General features: G+C 45.2%; 11 protein-coding genes and 1 tRNA gene. 6 read left to right on the top strand and 6 right to left on the bottom strand.

The window, feature by feature from the left end; translation table 11 throughout:
• Positions 1 to 28: 28 nt before the first annotated feature.
• From H5T41_06605 to H5T41_06595, 3 genes are all read right to left on the bottom strand, one after another.
• Positions 29 to 595: a DUF531 family protein gene (locus tag H5T41_06605; protein MBC7108439.1), complete on the bottom strand. Its 567-nt coding sequence runs from the start codon at positions 593 to 595 to the stop codon at positions 29 to 31.
• Between the two features lie 68 nt (positions 596 to 663).
• On the bottom strand, positions 664 to 1725 hold the full coding sequence (locus H5T41_06600; GenBank protein MBC7108438.1) for a deoxyhypusine synthase family protein: 1062 nt from the start codon (positions 1723 to 1725) through the stop codon (positions 664 to 666).
• A gap of 49 nt (positions 1726 to 1774) precedes the next feature.
• Positions 1775 to 1945 carry a hypothetical protein gene (locus H5T41_06595; GenBank protein ID MBC7108437.1) on the bottom strand — a complete coding sequence of 57 codons (171 nt, stop codon included), beginning with the start codon at positions 1943 to 1945 and terminating at the stop codon, positions 1775 to 1777.
• 419 nt (positions 1946 to 2364) lie between these two features.
• Between H5T41_06595 and H5T41_06590 the strand changes: the two genes are divergently transcribed.
• Positions 2365 to 4305 carry a recombinase RecA gene (locus tag H5T41_06590; GenBank protein ID MBC7108436.1) on the top strand — a complete coding sequence of 647 codons (1941 nt, stop codon included), beginning with the start codon at positions 2365 to 2367 and terminating at the stop codon, positions 4303 to 4305.
• Between the two features lie 32 nt (positions 4306 to 4337).
• Here H5T41_06590 and H5T41_06585 read toward each other — a convergent pair whose 3' ends face one another.
• Complete coding sequence (locus H5T41_06585; GenBank protein ID MBC7108435.1) at positions 4338 to 4769, bottom strand: hypothetical protein; 432 nt, start codon at positions 4767 to 4769, stop codon at positions 4338 to 4340.
• Positions 4770 to 4867: 98 nt separating this feature from the next.
• Positions 4868 to 4961: transfer RNA gene (locus H5T41_06580), tRNA-Phe, on the bottom strand.
• A 359-nt stretch (positions 4962 to 5320) separates the two neighbouring features.
• Between H5T41_06580 and H5T41_06575 the strand changes: the two genes are divergently transcribed.
• The 5 genes from H5T41_06575 to H5T41_06555 are packed head-to-tail and all read left to right on the top strand — an operon-like array spanning position 5321 to position 11720.
• The gene (locus tag H5T41_06575) at positions 5321 to 6256 is read left to right on the top strand and encodes a hypothetical protein (GenBank protein MBC7108434.1); all 936 of its coding nucleotides are present in this window, start codon (positions 5321 to 5323) and stop codon (positions 6254 to 6256) included.
• A 59-nt stretch (positions 6257 to 6315) separates the two neighbouring features.
• Positions 6316 to 8058 (top strand): type II/IV secretion system ATPase subunit, encoded by a 1743-nt coding sequence (locus tag H5T41_06570; protein ID MBC7108433.1) that lies wholly within the window; start codon positions 6316 to 6318, stop codon positions 8056 to 8058.
• 22 nt (positions 8059 to 8080) lie between these two features.
• Complete coding sequence (locus tag H5T41_06565) at positions 8081 to 9079, top strand: type II secretion system F family protein (protein MBC7108432.1); 999 nt, start codon at positions 8081 to 8083, stop codon at positions 9077 to 9079.
• Positions 9080 to 9091: 12 nt separating this feature from the next.
• Positions 9092 to 10006 carry a type II secretion system F family protein gene (locus H5T41_06560; protein ID MBC7108431.1) on the top strand — a complete coding sequence of 305 codons (915 nt, stop codon included), beginning with the start codon at positions 9092 to 9094 and terminating at the stop codon, positions 10004 to 10006.
• A gap of 52 nt (positions 10007 to 10058) precedes the next feature.
• Positions 10059 to 11720, top strand: coding sequence for a type II/IV secretion system ATPase subunit (locus H5T41_06555; GenBank protein MBC7108430.1), 1662 nt, complete (start codon positions 10059 to 10061; stop codon positions 11718 to 11720).
• An 88-nt stretch (positions 11721 to 11808) separates the two neighbouring features.
• On the opposite strand, the gene H5T41_06550 is transcribed toward H5T41_06555, so the two are convergent.
• Positions 11809 to 18030, bottom strand: coding sequence for a hypothetical protein (locus tag H5T41_06550; GenBank protein MBC7108429.1), 6222 nt, complete (start codon positions 18028 to 18030; stop codon positions 11809 to 11811).
• Positions 18031 to 18355 lie beyond the last annotated feature (325 nt).

The raw sequence follows: 18355 nt of genomic DNA, 5'->3' as shown, positions 1-18355 counted from the left end.
TGCAAGAACAAAGGAGGGTATTATTGGATCAAAGTGACTCTTGCGACTGCTCAGATTTCCTTTTCAATGTATGAGCGATGACCGCGACAACAGCACCAAGTGCCGTACACGTTTCAAGGGAGTGGCCTCCAAAAGTCACATCAAAATGATGATTTGTCGAATCAATGAGCTCCTTTGGTGTTCCTTTTGGCCCTGCCCCGAAAAGTAAACAAACGCTCCTGCCGCTCATAAGCATCGCGCAGATATCGTCAGCAGTTCTCTTTCGCTCTATGTCGGGACTGCTCGTCGTCAATATGATTTCGCCAAGCTGTGGCGGAAATCCTTTTCGAACGTATGGAAACATTTGAAAGCGTCCTCTCGATGCCAGTTCCTTGAGATAACGGCCTTCCTCACCAATCGTTGTCGTTGTCGCAACCCACTCCGCGACTTCAGACGGCTTCGAGAGCTCCGAAGGAAAAGGAAATCCAAAGGTCGCGAGGTTCATATCGAACGCAAATGCCAATGGACCCGCGCGGGCGAGGAGGCGACGATGGGCTTCCCTGAAATGATGGGGATCGTAAGAATTCCAAAGACCAATTGTAGGACGTCCAATCATGCTCGCATCTTCGTCGTCTAAATCATAAAAGAATTCAATTAAAAGAGTCAAAAAGGATTCATCGGAAATCATTCGATTGCCAACGGAACCTTTTTGATCTCTTTCAGTGTGTCATTTTCCCAGATAAACTGCAAGCGCTTTCTCCCCTTCCATACGCCTTTTTGCAGGATATAACCAACCATGAGACTCATGCCGATAGACGCCTCGACGTATGCAACGGCCTTTGTCGCATGTTTGCTGATCTTTCCCCAAGACTGAGCTTCTTCGAAAGTACAACCAGAGAGGCCACCCCAGTATGGGACATCGGTCGTGATTTGTATCGCATAATAATGACCGCCTTTATCATGGCCCAACGCATACGCGATAACCTCTGTTTGTTGTATGAAATTTTTCGGTACTCCGCCCCCAATATAAATGACGCCTGTCCTATCAGAATGAATCATGATCTGCGTCAGTTCATAATCGTCCCGGATCGGATCGATTTTCATGAAGGGTTTGTTCTCCTGTCTTCTTTTCGCATACATTTCAGTCAAACCGATACCGATAGATGAGTCGTTGAGCGCTGGAACGAAAATGGGCACACCGTACTTTCGTGCATTATAAAGAATCGAGTTCTCATCTTCCGAATAATCTCCGAGAATATCGAGGAATTCTCTGCTGGAATACGACCTCGGTTCGAGTCCGCCGGCAATTTCACCGATATATGCATCAGTTTCTTCGAATTTCTTTTCGTCGACAAGGGTATCGTATATCCTGTCAAGGAAAAGTTCTCTCAACTTAACATCATCGATATAAGGGGAACACTTGTAGTGCGCGTACCCTCTTGATTGATAGAAATCCTGATAAGGTATAGCCCCTGTTGATACGATCACGTCGACAATACCATACTTGATCATGTCAGCGATGACTTTTCTTAATCCGGCTGCAATGAGTGGCCCAGCCAGACCTAGTACAATTGTCGGTCTGCTCGGATCTTTCAACGCATTCTCGTACACAGCAGCGCAGTTGGCCAGCGCTCTGCTTTGCACCGAGCTGTCCTTATAAGCTTCTACGAGATCCTTTACCGTTTTGATCTTGTCGAAGTCTATCGCCTTGACTTTCTCCTTCAAGAGGTCTTTGCGGCTCACCATATCCGTTTCCTCCATTCTCGTAATGCTGCCCGATTAGAACTCAGGCAATTTATTGGTCTTTTTCAGCTTTCTTCGGGCGGCTGCAGATGGCGTACTCGTCGCCATCAAAAAAAACATCCAACTCTGGATGTTCAGCCTGGATTTCCTCGATTTTTTTTAGAACTTCACGCAATGTCAAGTTGCTGTTCTTATCGATCCTGACGTGAATCCGCTTTTCCATTTCAAAGCTCCTGGTCGAGGCCCGAATTTATCAAGATATTTCTGTCAGTATATATTTTTTTGTTCAGAAGCAATCAGATTTGGAATATGGATGGAGACCAGAAGTGATTAGCAAAAAAAAATCACCGAGTTTCAATTAAAACATAAGAAACCAGAACTGAATGAAAAATCTTCTAGACACTGAGCTGTTGTGTACAACAGCGCGTCATGAAATCTCAAAGATTTCAATACCATCTGATTTCTACAGACTATCGTTTGTAAACGCAATCCATATTTGCACACTTTTATGTCAAGACAAGATAATAATACAATGATACCTGTTGCCAAATTCATTTTTTGATGATGATGCCAAAATATTAAAATAATAATTAAGCGAGTAAAGTGAAATCAGTTAAGTTCTGAAAGAAAGCAGGTGTATAATTGCAGGAAAAGAAGATGAAAGAAGATCAAAAGCGCGATTATGCACAACTCGACTTTACCGGTTTTAATGGTATTAACAATAGTACCGATGGTAACGCTTCTATAGAGAAAATTGAGGAAATTAAGAAGTGGCTCACAGATGAATTTGATTTGATTTCTTGGCTCGATGAATCGCCACAAGCATCTGCCGAGACCACTCCCATCTCAGAAAAGGCGGAAGATCGGGGGGAATCGGTTGAAGAGATTATTGCTTCTTATGAAGCCGAGATCGCGAGATTGAAAGACGAGATCTGCGAAGTAAAAGAGGGGCAAGTAACGATAGTTGGCGGGGATAGTGAAGAAATTAAGCGGAAAGTTGAGGAGTTAACCGAAGAGAATGCGAAGCTGACAAAAGAATTGAAAGAAGCTGGGGAACAGCTGACATTCCTCAAAAAGCGACTTGAGGAAACCTTGGCAGGTCTGCCTATCGATCACGCTGAAATTATCAGGAAAGAACTCGAATTGAAAGAGAGGGAAAAGGCACTCGATGAAAGAGAGAGACACTTAACAGAAAAAGAGGCGATGCTAAAAAGTCAGGAGACCGGGACAGCGGAGGAGGAAGCGAGACTTGAAGATCGTTTTCACGCGGAACTTCAGGAGAAGGAAAATGATTATCGACGAAGAGAGCAGGAATTAAAGACAAGAATAGAACAACTCGAAGAAGAGCTCAAACAAAAATCCATCGAGATCAAGCTGCTGAAAGATGAACTCGAAATTGCGAAGATGAGTGCTCCTGAGGCGAAAAAGGAAATCGAAAAAAGCATCAAGGAAATACAGCAAAGAGAGAAGACACTTTTGTTAAAGGATGAAGAAATCAAAAGGTTAAGGGAAGAACTGCAAGAGAAAAATGAAGAGCTCCAAAAAATCAAGTCAATGATCTCCTATAAGGAAGAAGAGCTGATTAGAAGGGAGGAAGACATCCTCTACAGAGAAAAATTATTAGCGGAAGAAAGGAGAAGATTCGAAGAGGCGAAGAAGAGTACGACTAGCATCGAAGAACATGAAATGGTTAAACGATTAGAGGATCTGAAAGCAGAAATTCAGAGAAAGGAGGAGGAGCTCAGAGCCAAAGAAAAATACCTCAATGCGAAGATGGAAGAGTTGCGTTTAAGGGAACAAGGCATCATAGAGGATGAAATTGCGGCGAGGGAGGAGCAACGTGCACTTGAGATGCAACAGGCCAAAGTCAAGACCGGAAATCCGCGCCTTGATGATCTTCTCCTCGGTGGCATTCCATTCGGATCGAATGTACTGATTCACGGACCGCCGTTCATTGGAAAAGAAGTGATGGTCAATCAGTTTATCGCGGAGGGATTGAAAAAGGGCATACCGGCGATATGGGTTATCACAGACAAGACGCCAAGCGATATCAGGGAAGAGATGAAGTTTGTTTTGTCTGGCTACGAAGAATACGAACGTCTTGGACTCGTAAAGTATGTTGATTCGTATTCAAGAAGCATGGGTGATACGACCGTAGATCCGTATACGGTCTACATCGAAGAGCCAACGGATCATGATAAGATCATGGATGCAGTCGAAAAGATCACAAAGGAGTATAAGGAAAAACATGAATACTACCGCCTTGCCTTCAGAACAATATCAACCCTCATTGCGTACTCAGACATTAACTCGGCGTTTCGATTTCTCAGCCCCTTCTGCGGTCGCAGGAAGAGAGACAAGGCCGTATCACTCTATGTCGTCGAGAAGGGCATGCACAGTGAGCAGGAAATTCAAATGCTTGGATCGATCATGGACGGGATGATCGACTTTAAAGTCGATCAGCTGAGGACGTATTTCGCCGTTATTGGCATCTGCGAAGTGCAGTCGAGGGCCTATATTCGTTACACAGCGAGCAAGCACGGCCTCACCATTGGTTCATTCGCACTCGAACACATCCGCTAAAGAATGTGCATTGGATGTAAGTTTCCAAGAGATCACGCAACTTCGACACTCTCACCAGGACCGCGAGATCCTTTTCTTTGAATGTTGATCTTTGGGAGTGGAATTGGAGGGGGCAAACGAACATCCCTTGCCACGAGAAGCGCGATGGGGATGCAGTTCGAAACGATGACGTTATGAACAATATTAGCAATCTCATCCGGCATCGAACCAGTTCTCGTCCATTCATCAACAAGATTGCCCGCGTCCCCTGAGAGAAAGACCTGCCCTTCGATCCTGATGTAACCAATACCAGCGTAATTTGTCGTGAAACGGAATTCGACCGATGCAGTATCATCATCGGAAGCCTTCGATATTCGTGTAACGCTGCTGTTTTGATCGATCCTTATATTTACAAATCGTTCCCCCACCTTGGAAAACCTCTTTGCCTCGATACCATTCGCCTCAAAGCCTTTGACTTGCATCATTTTAGTCCTTCCCAAATCTCTTCTAGTCGATTGTCAAACTCGATTAATAGATGTTTCGTCGCTTTATTATTTTAGATTTGCAAATAAAAGCAAAAAAGTGCCGCGGGCCGGATTTGAACCAGCGACTTCAAGATTTCTGATCTCCAGATGGGCAACTTCAGTCTTGCACTCTCCCAGCTGAGTTACCGCGGCGTTGTTTTATCACCAAAAGGAGAGGGCTGTAATAAATTTTGCCCAACCTTTGATTTGATCTATCGATCGGGGATGAACAATAAAATAGACGCAATTTTCAGGCGAGAACAAAAGTTCCGACAGATAGCTCATCGGCCCGTTCGAATAGTTAATTACTGCGAGAAGGTATTCTTCCAGCCAATCCACGCACGAGACCAAAGAGGATTACATCAGATTCTCTCATACAGCCATTTTAATTTCAGACTCTCGGATCCCAATCGGGTTCGAGGAGCTCATTCTCAAAACAAGCCAGCATTCACGACATGTTTAAATAGTAATATGCAGCTTTTTTCAAATCGAATCTGGCGCTTGGTGAGGATATGTGTAAGTCCCGCAAGGGAGCTGATTGTCTCAAACTTAGGAGATCACGATTTTTGAAGCGCGACAGGGAAGCTGTGGCATCAACTGTCGGCACGATCATGGCGCTGCTCGTTTTCCTAACATTTCTTTCACTTTTCACGAATTCCTACATCCCAGTTTGGATGCAGGCGAATGAAAGGTCTCATATGAATATCGTTCTCAATCAATTTGGTGATCTTAAGGGCAGAATCGATAATATGATCGTGAGCGCAAAGATCACAGGCGAAACCGAGTTCATGATGTATTCTCCGATCACCCTCGGAGCAGAAGGAATTCCGATTTTCGCATCTCCGACTGCTGGACAACTGATTTATGCACCGATTGGTAGTTCGAACACCGGTTTTTCGATGAGATTCAACTACACGCTTTCTGGAGAAAGAGTTGAGTTTAACGAAAGCGGTGGAGGACTCATTCAGCTTTGGGCGCCGAACCGATACTATGTGCAGCAATGGGTAGCGTATGAGAATGGCGCAATCATCGTCAAACAGCCAGACGGTCAGGTTGTAAGAGCTTTTCCCGGTATTCTTTTGCAGAAGATAGACAACAGAGTCAATATTGTGATCACTCAGATTGATATGATGGGGTCGAACGTCACAATAGGAGGAACTGGAGCAATCGGAGTCAATATCAATCTCATCTATTTCGAATCCCAGAGCTTCACCGTTGGCTACGGTAATGATTATGGTGTCAATATCACGATGGTGACCCAATACGGAAAAGCATGGGAGCAGTATCTTAAGGAACTCTGCTCGAAATCAGGCCTTACTGATGATGTTGACTACAGTCTGAATAAAGTTAACATCGGGGAAGACCTGTATTACATAAAATTTCAGGTAAAGAATGCCAGGTCGCTGACGTATGATCGTGCATATTTGCAAATTTCGATCCAGGTGTGAGATGAAGTGGTGGCATAATGCAGGAAGCTAAAATCGAAAAATCAAACGCACCGGATTCGATGGTCGAAGATGAAATCTCGGAGCAAACCTTCGTATCAGAAATCCATGGACAAGTCAAGATAAGGGAAAAGATCAGAGACTCTTATTTGAAATTCCTTAGGACTGTTGCCCCTAAGAGAGCCTCTCGCGTCCGACTGCCCGCAGGTGAAATTGCTCAACGGATTGAGTGGTCAAGAGGAAGGGGGTCGATCATCACTGAGATTCCTCCGATTGATGACCCAAATATCGAAACCGTCGAAATCTATCCTGTTGTTGAACCATATTGCTACATCAGAGTCACTTTCGATAAAAGGACGAGCGAATATCTTCTTGAGGCAATCGAGCCGAAGCTAAACGAAAAGGAAGTGAAATTGCTCAAACTCATCAAAGACACACTCGGAAGGACACTAAGTTACGAATGGGACAAATTCACCGACCTTGATAAGAAGGAATACCTCATGGAAAGTGTTGAATCATACATTAAGAGCAGGGGCGTCAAAATTGATCCGATCGCCAGGAAAAAGATTGGTTATTATATTACAAGAGATTTCGTTGGTTACGGACCGATTGATCCTTTCATAAGAGACGAAAATGTCGAAGATATCTCTTGTGACGGCGTCGGTATCCCGATCTTCTTATTCCATAGAAAATACGAAAGTATTAAAACGACACTTAAATTTGATAACGAAGAATTCCTAAACTCATATGTCGTTGGGCTGGGCCAGAGATGCGGAAAACAAATATCGGTTTCTACTCCTATACTCGATGGTACGACGCCCGAAGGACACCGTGTCCAGGCAACTTATTCAAATGAAGTTACGACAAGAGGTTCGACCTTTACAATTCGCAGATTTAAGGAAAAGCCCTTCACGCCTGTTGAACTTATCAAATATGGGACTGCGAGTCCTGAAATGGTAGCATATTTCTGGCTTGGCGTTGAAAATGGAGAATCTGCGATTATCGCTGGCGGTACCGCTAGTGGTAAGACATCGACACTCAATGCAATCGCACTTTTCATTCCTCCAGGCGCAAAGATCGTCACGATGGAAGATACGAGAGAGATCAATTTGCCTCATGAAAACTGGGTTCCCGGAACGACAAGAAGTGGTGTTGGGGAGCGGGGACCAGATGGCAAAGCACCTGGCGAGATCGATATGTACGATCTTGTGAGAGCTTCACTCAGACAGCGACCCAACTACATTATTGTTGGTGAGGTGAGAGGCAAGGAGACATACATCATGTTCCAGGCCATGGCAACTGGACACACTACATACTCGACAATGCATGCCGATTCTGTGAAATCAATGGTCAACAGACTTGAAAATCCCCCGATCAACTGCCCAAGAATCCTACTAACAGCGCTCAGGAATGTCATCATTCAAACGCATGCCAGGGTGGGAACGGACCTCGTGAGAAGAATCAAACAGGTCATCGAGATCGTTGGATTCGAGCCAGAAACAAACGAGCTCATCACCAATACCGTCTATGAATGGGATCAGGCAACAGACAAATTCGTTTTCAAAGGACATAGCTTTCTCTTTGATAAAATCATGGAAATGAAGAACCTCACGCATGAAGAGATGGTCGAGGAGTTCAATCGCAGGGTCGATATCATCAAATACATGGTCATGAAAGATATCACAGATCACCGAAAAATCTGGTCGCTGATCAATGCATATTATAAAGATCCAGAAGCAACTATCAAAAGGGTGAGAAGGGAATTGGTCGAGGGAGGTGCGGACGCTGGCGCCCGAAGTCTCTGATATCTTCGCACGACTCGAATCGATGAGGAAGTTCTACTTCAAAACCAAAAGAGCGGAAGAGGAGGAGGAAATTAAAGGGCCCCATATGGTGAAACTACCTAAGGGCGCTATTCCTGAGTACGTCAAGCTTACTAAATACCAGCAATTTTGCTGGCGTACCTTGGGTGCATTTGTCAGGTTGAAAGCAAAACCGAATCCGAAACTCGAGCAGGCTCTTCTCCAGGCGCATATGAAGATGCGACCAGAGGAATACACAGCGTATGTCTGGATGACAACGATCCTTGTAGGCATCGCATCTGCCGCGATATCAATTCTATTTGGTGGATTAATACTCAGTTTCCTACACGTTGATGCTGCGCTTGTTCTCCTCGTGTCCGTCTTAATGATCGTGATTCCTCCACTTCTGACTTATGTGATGCTCATCTCTCAGCCAGCGTCCGTTGCAAAAAGGAGAGCAAGGGATATCGATAAAAGAATCGGGCCAGCTATGAGTTTCATATCTGCAATGGCGTCGGCCGATGTCAATGTCGATGTAATTTTCAAAGAATTATCGAGACAGCCGATATACGGCGAGATCAGGAATGAGGCAGAATGGATCACGAGGGACACCGAACTGCTCGGAATGGATATACTTACAGCAATCAGCAATGCAGCGCAGCGGACACCATCGAGAAAGTTTCAGGAATTTTTACAGGGCGTTGTCACGACTTCGACTTCCGGTGGTCAGCTGAAGCCATACTTCCTGCAGAAAGCCGAGCAGTTCGAAAAGGAAGCAAAGCTTGAAATGAGATCAATGCTGGAAAATCTCGGCCTAATGGCGGAGTCGTTCGTAACGGTTGTCGTTGCCTTTCCGCTTTTCCTTGTCGTTATCATGGCGATCATGGCAATTGTCCCAGGCGGAGGTGGTGGATCCGAATCAACGCTTATGCTGCTTTACATAGTCGTCGGTCTCATGATTCCGCTTTCCCAGTTTGGATTCATTTTTTACATATGGAATATGACGAAGGAGGCAAGTATTTGAGGAGGGGGCCCAATGATTGATAAGAAGAAGGCGAAAGACGTCATCGATATTAAGCAGCTGACCGTGAAAAAGAGGGACCTCTCCAAGACGATCCTCGTCATCGGTGCTGTTTTCATGGTGATTTTCTTCTTCATCGGTTTCCTCGATGCGATCGGTGGACTCAAGACGGGATTAGAATGGATTGATTTCGTAGCAATCGGATTGATGGCGATCACTGGTCCATACGGATTCTATACAACCTACAAACACAAACAGATCAAGGACATCGAATCAAGACTTCCAGACTTTCTCAGAGATGTTGCAGAAGCTGGCCGCTTCGGAATGACACTCGCAGAAGCTGTAAAGGCAGCGTCTGGTGGTCGATATGGAAAGCTCACGCCCGAGATCAAAAGAATGGCAGCACAGATCGAATGGGGAGTGCCTGCAGCAGATGCGATGAGATTGTTTGCTGAAAGGGTCAATACACCACTGGTTAACAGAATGATGTCTATCATCATCAAAGCAAATGACGCCGGTGGGAGCGTTGCTGATGTCCTCACAATGGTTGCTCACGATGCCAGAGAGACTATGTTAAACGAAAACGAGCGGAAAATTGCGATGTCGACATACATGGTTGTAACATATATCGCCTTTGCAGTCTTCATCGCAACGATCTTTATCCTCAATTCAACATTTCTTCCGAAAATGGCGGAAGCCGGCCGACAGGTTGCCGAGGGAGCTGAGCAAGCGGGCATTACCAACATGCCAGCAACGATCAAGGCAGATGTGATACCGCAGATCCAGCTCATTTTTGTCATCGCAGTTGTCATCCATGCCTTCGGCGATGGAATTCTCGCGGGAGTGCTACAAGACGGTAGAATTACGAATGGAATGAGGCACAGCTTCATTATGCTGCTGATAGGCCTGATTGGAACAAGATTGATTTAGGAGGTAGAAAATGACTGATGTGGCCGATGTGGAGATGCTACCGCCCGAGATGATGACCACAGAAATTGAGGAGGGTAAAGAAAGAAAGCGAATTGGACGAATTTCGAGTAAATATCTTTCATTTCTTCTCAGGATTAAGGACAGACCTCTCAAGGTTCGAATTCCAGTTAGTGTTTCAAAAGGACCTCTTGACGTCATCACTGAAATTCCGAAGATTACGGACATCAATGTTGACGAAGTTGAATTAACGAAAATCCTCGACCCATATTCTTTTGTGAGAATAAAATATGACAACACTGCTGGTGAATATCTCTATGAAGTCATCGAACCAAGTCTTTCTGAAGATGAGAAGAATCTCCTTGACGTTCTCAAGAATTCGCTCATATTGACACTCAATCTTACAGATGTGGAGACAGCTAAAGAGAAGGAAGAAATCTTGAGACTTGCAACAGATTCCCTCTTAAAGAATTTCGGAATCTCCCTTCACCCAGTTTCTCGCGAAAGGATCCATTATTATTTGAGAAGGGACTTCATCGGATACGGCGTCATCGATGTCATAATGACAGACCCTAATGTTGAAGACTGTTCGTGCGATGGCGTCGGCATTCCATTGTACATTTTCCACAGGAAATATGGATCAATCAAGTCGAATATCAGATTCGATAATGAGGTGGAACTTGACTCGTTCGTTGTCTGGCTCGCTCAGAAATGTGGAAAGCATATTTCTGTCGCCGATCCTATTCTTGACGCGACAATTCCAGACGGTTCAAGACTCAATGCTACACTGGGAAAACATGTGACGAAACGAGGTTCGTCATTTACGATCAGACGATTCAAGGAAAATCCGTTCACGCCCATCGATCTTCTCAAATTCAAGACGATGAGCACAGACATGATGGCATATCTCTGGATTGCGACAGAATATGGTAGCTCAATGCTCGTCTGCGGCGGTACTGCAAGTGGTAAAACGACAACACTGAACGCGATCCTTCTCTTCATTCCTCCACAGATGAAAATCGTGAGCATCGAGGATACAAGGGAACTCAATTTGCCGCATGAGAACTGGATTCCCGCGCTTACGAGAGAAGGATTCGGGGGGAAGGGAAGCACCAACAAAGCTGGGACAATTGACATGTTTGAGTTACTGACTGCGGCGCTGAGACAGAGACCGCAGTATCTCATGGTGGGCGAAGTGAGAGGAAAGGAAGCTTATGTGGTTTTCCAGGCAATGGCAACTGGTAAGACTGCTTACTCAACTTTCCACGCTGAGGACGTCCAGGCGATGGTTCACAGGATGGAAAATGATCCGATCAATCTACCGCGCGCGCTGCTGACCGCACTCGATATTGTGTTGCTCCAGGCACAGGTGAAAGTCGGTACGAAAATGACAAGGCGTGTTAAATCGCTCACGGAGATCGTCGGTATGGATCCTGAAACGGGCGAACTCATCACCAACACGGTTCACAGTTGGAACCCCGCCGATGATACTTTCAGTTTCAGCGGTCACTCTTACGTGTTCGAAAAAGTGCGAACAATTCGAAACTGGTCTCCACGTGAAATGGAACGAGAGGTCAAGCGGAGAGTTGACATTCTCGAATACATGAAGAAGACGAATGTTGATAACTATAAGACCGTCGCGAAAATCGTCTCAGCGTATTATAGAGATCCTGAACGAGTCATTAAAGAGGTCAGAGAGAAACTTGCAGAAGGATAAAATCAATTTATTCATTGTAGATAGAAATGAATGGTTTACTGAAAATGAACAGCCGAAAATAAAATAGAGAGAGTGGAAAGAACCTAGATCACTGAGATTCTTTCGGCTCTTCCTTTTCTTCAGGTGATTGTGTCTGCTCGCCAGCTGATTCTTCTGGTTTCGCTTCCTCTGGTTTTTCTGCTCCCTCCTTGGGCACTGCTTTCTTCTCGACAGGTCGCCTGACAATCCGACGGAGTGTTCTCGGTTTTTCGTCAGGAGTCGCGGGCGCTTCCTCTTTCACTTCTTTCTTCGCTTCAAAAACTGTACCGCACTTATGGCAAACGGTCGAACCTCTAGCGTTAAGGGTGCCACAAACGGGACAAGCGAGCGCTCCGAGCTTCCGGCGCTCCTCTTCCTGAGAGAGCCACTTCTCGAACGAGATATATGTCGGCTGCTTCTTCCACCATTGTTTGAACTTCTCTTCAGAATATTTCTTACCGAGTACACTTCTCGCCTGCTCTCTGTAGATTTCAATTGACTTTTCATACTGTTCCCGCATCTTCTTGATGTATTCGTCCTCTTCCTCGGGAATAGGCTCCGTGACGAACTTTGCGCCGCACTCAGGACATTCAGCCGAATTTGCTGGTATCCATGCTCCGCATTCGCTGCATTTGACCGTCCCAGGTTCAAACTCGACACCGCACTTCGGGCAACGACGTGATGATTCTGGGATTAATGCTCCGCACTCACCGCACTCAACCATCTTCCCGAGTCCATATTTATAAAGATAAATCGAGAAGGCGATGATGATTGCAACAACGATCGCAATAATCAGCGCGTACACCCACCATTCAATGCCTGTTTCAGTGAGGCCCTTTTCAATCGTGACGTCTTCATAATTGCTCGTCTGCTCTCCTGAGATGATCGTCGTTACCTTGACCCTGCAGTTACCAACAACGCCGAGCGGCACATAAAGAACTGCATCGAAGTAACCATCTGAACTCGTCTTTACCGTGTAAGGACCGCTAACAGCGATGTTATTAGCGTCAACAAGCGACAAGGCCACTGTGATGCCGGATAGGGCATTCCCTGTGATTTCGTTTGTTACTCGACCGCCAATAACGATGTTCTCTCCTGCTTTGTATTTGTAAACATTACCGAGATCGATCAAGATAACAGGATTCGGTTGAACGATCTCTAGAGAAATATTGACCTCGTTGTTATTACGATTACTCTCGTCGACCAATCCTGAAGGGTCGATCTGCGCCACAATCAAGTAAGTGCTAACGGTCAAATTAACCGACCATGTGAGATTTGCGATAACGGTCGCGCCGATCGCGAAATCTTTCGTTAAGGATCCGAGGTAGGTTGATACGGAATCTTCGTCGATGGCATAGAAGGCAACATTCACTCCAAGTGCTGCTGCATACCCAGTATTGCGCATTCTTACACCCAGAACCACGGTTTCCCCGACGTAAGTCTTATTCACAAGACTTCCTTTAAGTGTCACCTCTAGGTTGCTCACAAAGTTCAGATCTGGGCGGGTATCACGTACGGTTAATTGCTGACTTGCCATGTTGTTGTCGTACCGTATCTCAGGAATAGACTCGTCCGCGTTCACCAACGCCGTAATCGTTCTCGTCTGTGTGTTCAATCCAGCATCAATCTCAACATCCCACTCACCGGAAACAACAACCGTTTGTCCAGGGCCGATTGTGCCAGTCACGGTTTCACCAATTAATACGCCGCTGCCAACGGATCCGAGCCAGAACTGCACAACGACTCCAGATGCGCTAGTCTCTCCGATGTTCATTATACTGAGATCCATTCTAATGTGTGTCCCAGCATTCACGGGGCTGGCTGGTGTGAAAACTAGAGATGTTGGCGTAAGATCCGCGTAGTTTTTCACAACGACATTTAGCGACACTGTATTATCTGTTTTCGTATTTTCTTCAATTTCTCCAGACTCGTCAATGATTGCAGTTACTGTCCAAGAGCCCGGTCTGTTGGGTATCCAAGAAAGCGTTGCAATTTCTGAACTACCGGGCATGATGCGAGTTATGATACTGTATCCGATCTTCGTGGACCCGATACCAGTCTTTGTCGCATAGAAGGTCACATTGACTTCTTCTGCCTCAACATCACCACTGTTGTGAACGACCACTGTGATAGTCGATGTGCTGTTAGTTACGGGAGAAGAGGGTGATAAAGCTAGATCTCCCGAAGACACGTACAACTGAGCAATGCCGCGAACAATTACTATGGTGTAATTGACATTATTGTCTTCGTTCAATTCAGGTAATAGATTATCTGGATCAACAACGACGGAAAGATTATGTTCTCCGAGCGGAAGACTGGCAATCCATGTTGCGTTGACACTTATCGTTTCGCCTGGATTGATGACTGTGATTACCGAATCCTTAATCACTGATATATTGTCATAAAATCTGATTACGACATTTTTTGCTGGCACGACGCCTCTATTCGTGATAGTCGCAACCAACACGACTTTCTGTCCGCGTGCAGGTGATGTATCCGAAACCCAGAATAGTGGATCGAGATCGGGTAACGCACTTGGTATCGAAATGACGACTGACTTATCATTGCGAGCCAGAGGTGTGGAATACGGTGTTAAGGAAACCCCCACTGGACCTTCTGTCTCATAAGGCAGCCCGCCGTACCAGTAGGTAACATTAACACGATAAAGACCAACGTAGCGGATCGATGTTGAATTGATTCTATCACAGAGAGCGCGAATGATTGCCGTACCAGACGCGTCGGTTATAGCACTTCCGTACACCGTACCATTTATGTAGTTTACGACATTCACATACGCCCCAGACAAAGGCGCCCCAACTCCGTCAAGTACTGTTACCGTGAGCCATCTGTAGTGCCATGCCTCTGCTGCACCCACAGGCGATATTGAAGGTATTGAAATACTTGTGAGATACGCTTTCGCACTTCCACCGAAGGAGGACCAAGTCTTAGTGAAGGTCGTATTGAAGGCAATAATGGTAGCGTGTGAGGCGGAGGGCGTAATCACGTCGCAGTGGATCACTGACGCTTTAATCGATATTGTCGAATTCCCATCCGCCATGATAGTGATTGTGGGCCCAATGATGGAGTTATTTGCAGTGATCGTAGCTCGGTCAAAAAGATAAATTTTTAGGTTAAAGTTCGAAGCTAGTATCCCAGAATTGAGGTTGAGGACACCGTTGTCCTCAATAACAATGAGGAATTCATCAGCCGCTCTTTGATTGATCGTTAATGTCGATTGGTCGAGAATCAGAGTACCGTTATCCTTTACAACTATATTGCCGCCGAACGAGAAAGACCCAGGGAGGAAAATGAAGGTATTGTTATCATCGACGACAAGATCACCTTCCCCCGTGGATAATTGAACACTGATATTCTTAAATGCTAAATTGTTAGCATAGGAGTACTCCACGATAGATCTCAGCCTATTGATGTACACATAAATTGGATAATTGCCGATCTGAGACGGTATCCAACTAAAACTTGTTCCGTTTGATCCACCTGCTGGAACATTGATGTACCGAGTGCCCAATAATTTGCCACCACTCAGAGGATTACCCGAATAAAACTCTACGCTCCCATTTATTGCGTTTGCCCGTCCTAAATTATTATGAATGGTGACATTCACAAAGGTGAGCTTGCCAGTATAAATCGGTTCGGGTCCAATGGTGATATCAGCTGATGTAACTGACAAATCGGGCAAAAGAGATAGAACTGTTACTTGCGTTGAAAAATGATTGTTCGTTTCATCGAATTCGGGAATGACCATGAATTTATCCACTTCGACGCTAATCGTATGCGTCCCAGGTGATGTGCCATTCCAATTGATTGTCACATCCGCATAAGATCCCGCAGAAATATACGATATCGTACGGTTACCGATCGCGATGGATGAGCCGCCGTAGAAATCCGAGAAATCTATTCTGACATTAGAAACTGCTGTAATACCAACATTTGAGATGCGAGCCGTGAAGATTACTACATCGTTTTCATAAATCGTAATTGGCGTATATGTAAGAGACACGACTGTAAGATCTGGCTTATCGATAATCAAATTGGACAACACAACCGTCTTCGAAGTCATCTGATCGTTTTCACCGATTGCTGGATATGCTGGAAAGTCGACACCGCACGACCCGTAGAACATGCTCCCCGTCGTGTTTCTATATGTTATATTTACAGAGTATCCGCCGACGATCTGTTGCGCATTCGGCAATGTTGTTTCGTTGATAACCTCCCACAGCAGCGGTATCTTAACTTCTCCAAATTGTCCTGTCTGCTTGAAACTTGTTGCATCCTTTCCGAGATACTCAAGAACTACACTCGGCGGAATTGTATCGACACCGTCAGGAGAGACATAATATGCTGGAATGCCCGACCCTGATACAGTTACGTTTACGATGGCATTGGCGACTGGTAGAGATTGAGAATCTAGTAATGTGAGATTTAACCATTTATAGATGTATATGTTTGGCCTCAGTGTGATCTCGAGCCAGACTCTGTCAAAATAAACCAAACCGCCTCCTTCATTATTAAACATTATATTGAGATTTGATATCTTCTGAAGGGAGTCAACACCCGCTGAAAATATGTCGTAAGTTTCGATTTGTTCAGTTACCGTGTTTTCAATCAGAATTGAAGAGTTTCTTTCACTCTCTCCTGTCACATTCCACGAAATATAACTGCTCGAAGCATAACCAGGCTCAGTAGAGTAAATCACTTTCAGAGTAGCACTTATAATATCTCCAGTTAAGTCGCTCGTGTTGAATCCCAAAATATGCATCGTTTTATTGTCACCGACAGAATAATACGAATTATCGTCTGCTGTAAGGTTCGCGAGCTGTTCTCCAGTATTATCATATACGCCCTTTGCAAGAGGCAGCGCAATCACTACCCTGTCGGTTGGGACGTAGGCCATTGAGCGATCAGGCAATCTGGCGATCCCCTGCAGAGTATCGACGTAAACCCCATACAGATACGCCCTAGCGCCATCAAGAACAACTAGCTGGTTATGCTCAGAAGCTTCGCTCGAAAAATCTACGCCGAGATACGAATTGACAGCGGTCAGTTGAGTCGATCCAGCTAAAGTGATGTTCCTGTACGTGCTAAGAGACATTTCGACCGTGACCCAGATCCTGTTAAAGTACACTTTTTTGCCATTGGGATCATTGTTTTCGAAAGTGATGTTCAACTTGCTGAGGTCGGCGGAAGACATATCGGGAAGTATTGAGGCGGCAGTGACTTCATTGTTGATCGAAGGGTCATAAGGAGCTGCCGTGTCGCTAGGTACGATCGTTGACGACGATACACCACCGTTTCGGAAGGACCAGTTCAAAGCATTTGTCCCGGTGTATCCTGCATCGGTCTTGTACTTGGCGTATAGTGTAACCCTAACGCCCTCTCCTTTTTCAAAAACTAATCCCGCAATATCGATGCCCTCGATCGCGAGTTTCTCATGTGGGTCAACGGCGAAAAGCTTTCTATCGTCGATCGTCAAGTTAGAAAATTCTTCACCAGCTGCCGTGTTATCATCACCAAGTGCAAGAACATTCCGTGTGAGATTATAAATGACAGTTACCTTCGATCCGTCGTCAGTGGCGAAACTGTAGCTGTGATCATACGCAGGGGAAGTCGAGTTTCTTTCGAGTAAACCAGTGATGCTCGAATCATAAAGATAAATATTTGATGAGATAAAGGCTAGCACTGCAAAGTCGTCGAAAAAGTCAGCTGGGAATTGCGTCTGATTGCAATACTTTGCGATGTCGGCCGAGGAATGTCCTTTCATCGTCGAATTTCGCATAATAAGTGTTGAATCGTCAACAACCATGTGCCCCGGGAACTTCAGGACGGAATTGATCGCTTCGAGCACGCCGCCATTCCTAACGATGACACCGAGGCTCGGATAATCATTAATTTGATTAAGATTGGTCGTGAGGATCGAATTGTTGAGGATGAGCTTCCCGCCGTCCTCAACAATTAAGGTATAAACATGATCGTCATCAGTTCCCGCAATCCCATCAGGACCTGTGTCCTGATCGAAAACGAGGCCCCCGTTTACGACATTGACAATTCCACCAGATCGTATAATGAGATTACCCCGCATGTGATAGAGCGTATCCGTGATGTTCCAGTAACGTATTGAATAATCCGCACCAACAATCATATCGTTCGATGGGGAAGCGGCTTCTCCTTTTTCGGGGATCGTAAAGACAAAGAATCCGGCCAGAGAGGAAAAAATCAAGCTCCACACAGTCAGGATACTAACTGATTTGCTCACAAGATCTCGCCGTAACATTATCCCACCAAATACATTTCCGCCAGTTGAAGTAGCTATTAAACATTATAAATACATATCCATTCAGGTAATTCATCATGATAATAAGGAAAAGATCTGATGAGTAACCATCTTTAAATCGAGATGTGCTTCGTTTCATGAATCGATAATTGTGTTCGGATCCGATGTGAGCTCATAAGAACTCTGGTGGCTGGTAGCCACAAACTGATTTGACATCCAGAATTTGGCGTCTATTGATTAATTTTGCATACCAGATAGATATGTCCATTCTACTTGCGTCTTGATATTTGCAAGATTGCGAGACTGCTAACCCAACGAGATATCC

Source organism: Methanomassiliicoccales archaeon (assembly GCA_014361295.1).
Taxonomy (GTDB): Archaea; Thermoplasmatota; Thermoplasmata; order Methanomassiliicoccales; family JACIVX01; genus JACIVX01.
This window is presented reverse-complemented; position numbering and strand designations above follow the sequence as displayed.

Excerpts from the sequence above, each read along its gene's own strand:
- H5T41_06605 (MBC7108439.1), bottom strand. The coding sequence starts at position 595 with ATGATTGGACGTCCTACAATTGGTCTTTGGAATTCTTACGATCCCCAT.
- H5T41_06600 (MBC7108438.1), bottom strand. The coding sequence starts at position 1,725 with ATGGTGAGCCGCAAAGACCTCTTGAAGGAGAAAGTCAAGGCGATAGAC.
- H5T41_06595 (MBC7108437.1), bottom strand. The coding sequence starts at position 1,945 with ATGGAAAAGCGGATTCACGTCAGGATCGATAAGAACAGCAACTTGACA.
- H5T41_06585 (MBC7108435.1), bottom strand. The coding sequence starts at position 4,769 with ATGATGCAAGTCAAAGGCTTTGAGGCGAATGGTATCGAGGCAAAGAGG.
- H5T41_06575 (MBC7108434.1), top strand. The coding sequence starts at position 5,321 with ATGTGTAAGTCCCGCAAGGGAGCTGATTGTCTCAAACTTAGGAGATCA.
- H5T41_06570 (MBC7108433.1), top strand. The coding sequence starts at position 6,316 with ATGGTCGAAGATGAAATCTCGGAGCAAACCTTCGTATCAGAAATCCAT.
- H5T41_06565 (MBC7108432.1), top strand. The coding sequence starts at position 8,081 with ATGAGGAAGTTCTACTTCAAAACCAAAAGAGCGGAAGAGGAGGAGGAA.
- H5T41_06560 (MBC7108431.1), top strand. The coding sequence starts at position 9,092 with ATGATTGATAAGAAGAAGGCGAAAGACGTCATCGATATTAAGCAGCTG.
- H5T41_06555 (MBC7108430.1), top strand. The coding sequence starts at position 10,059 with ATGACCACAGAAATTGAGGAGGGTAAAGAAAGAAAGCGAATTGGACGA.
- H5T41_06550 (MBC7108429.1), bottom strand. The coding sequence starts at position 18,030 with ATGTTACGGCGAGATCTTGTGAGCAAATCAGTTAGTATCCTGACTGTG.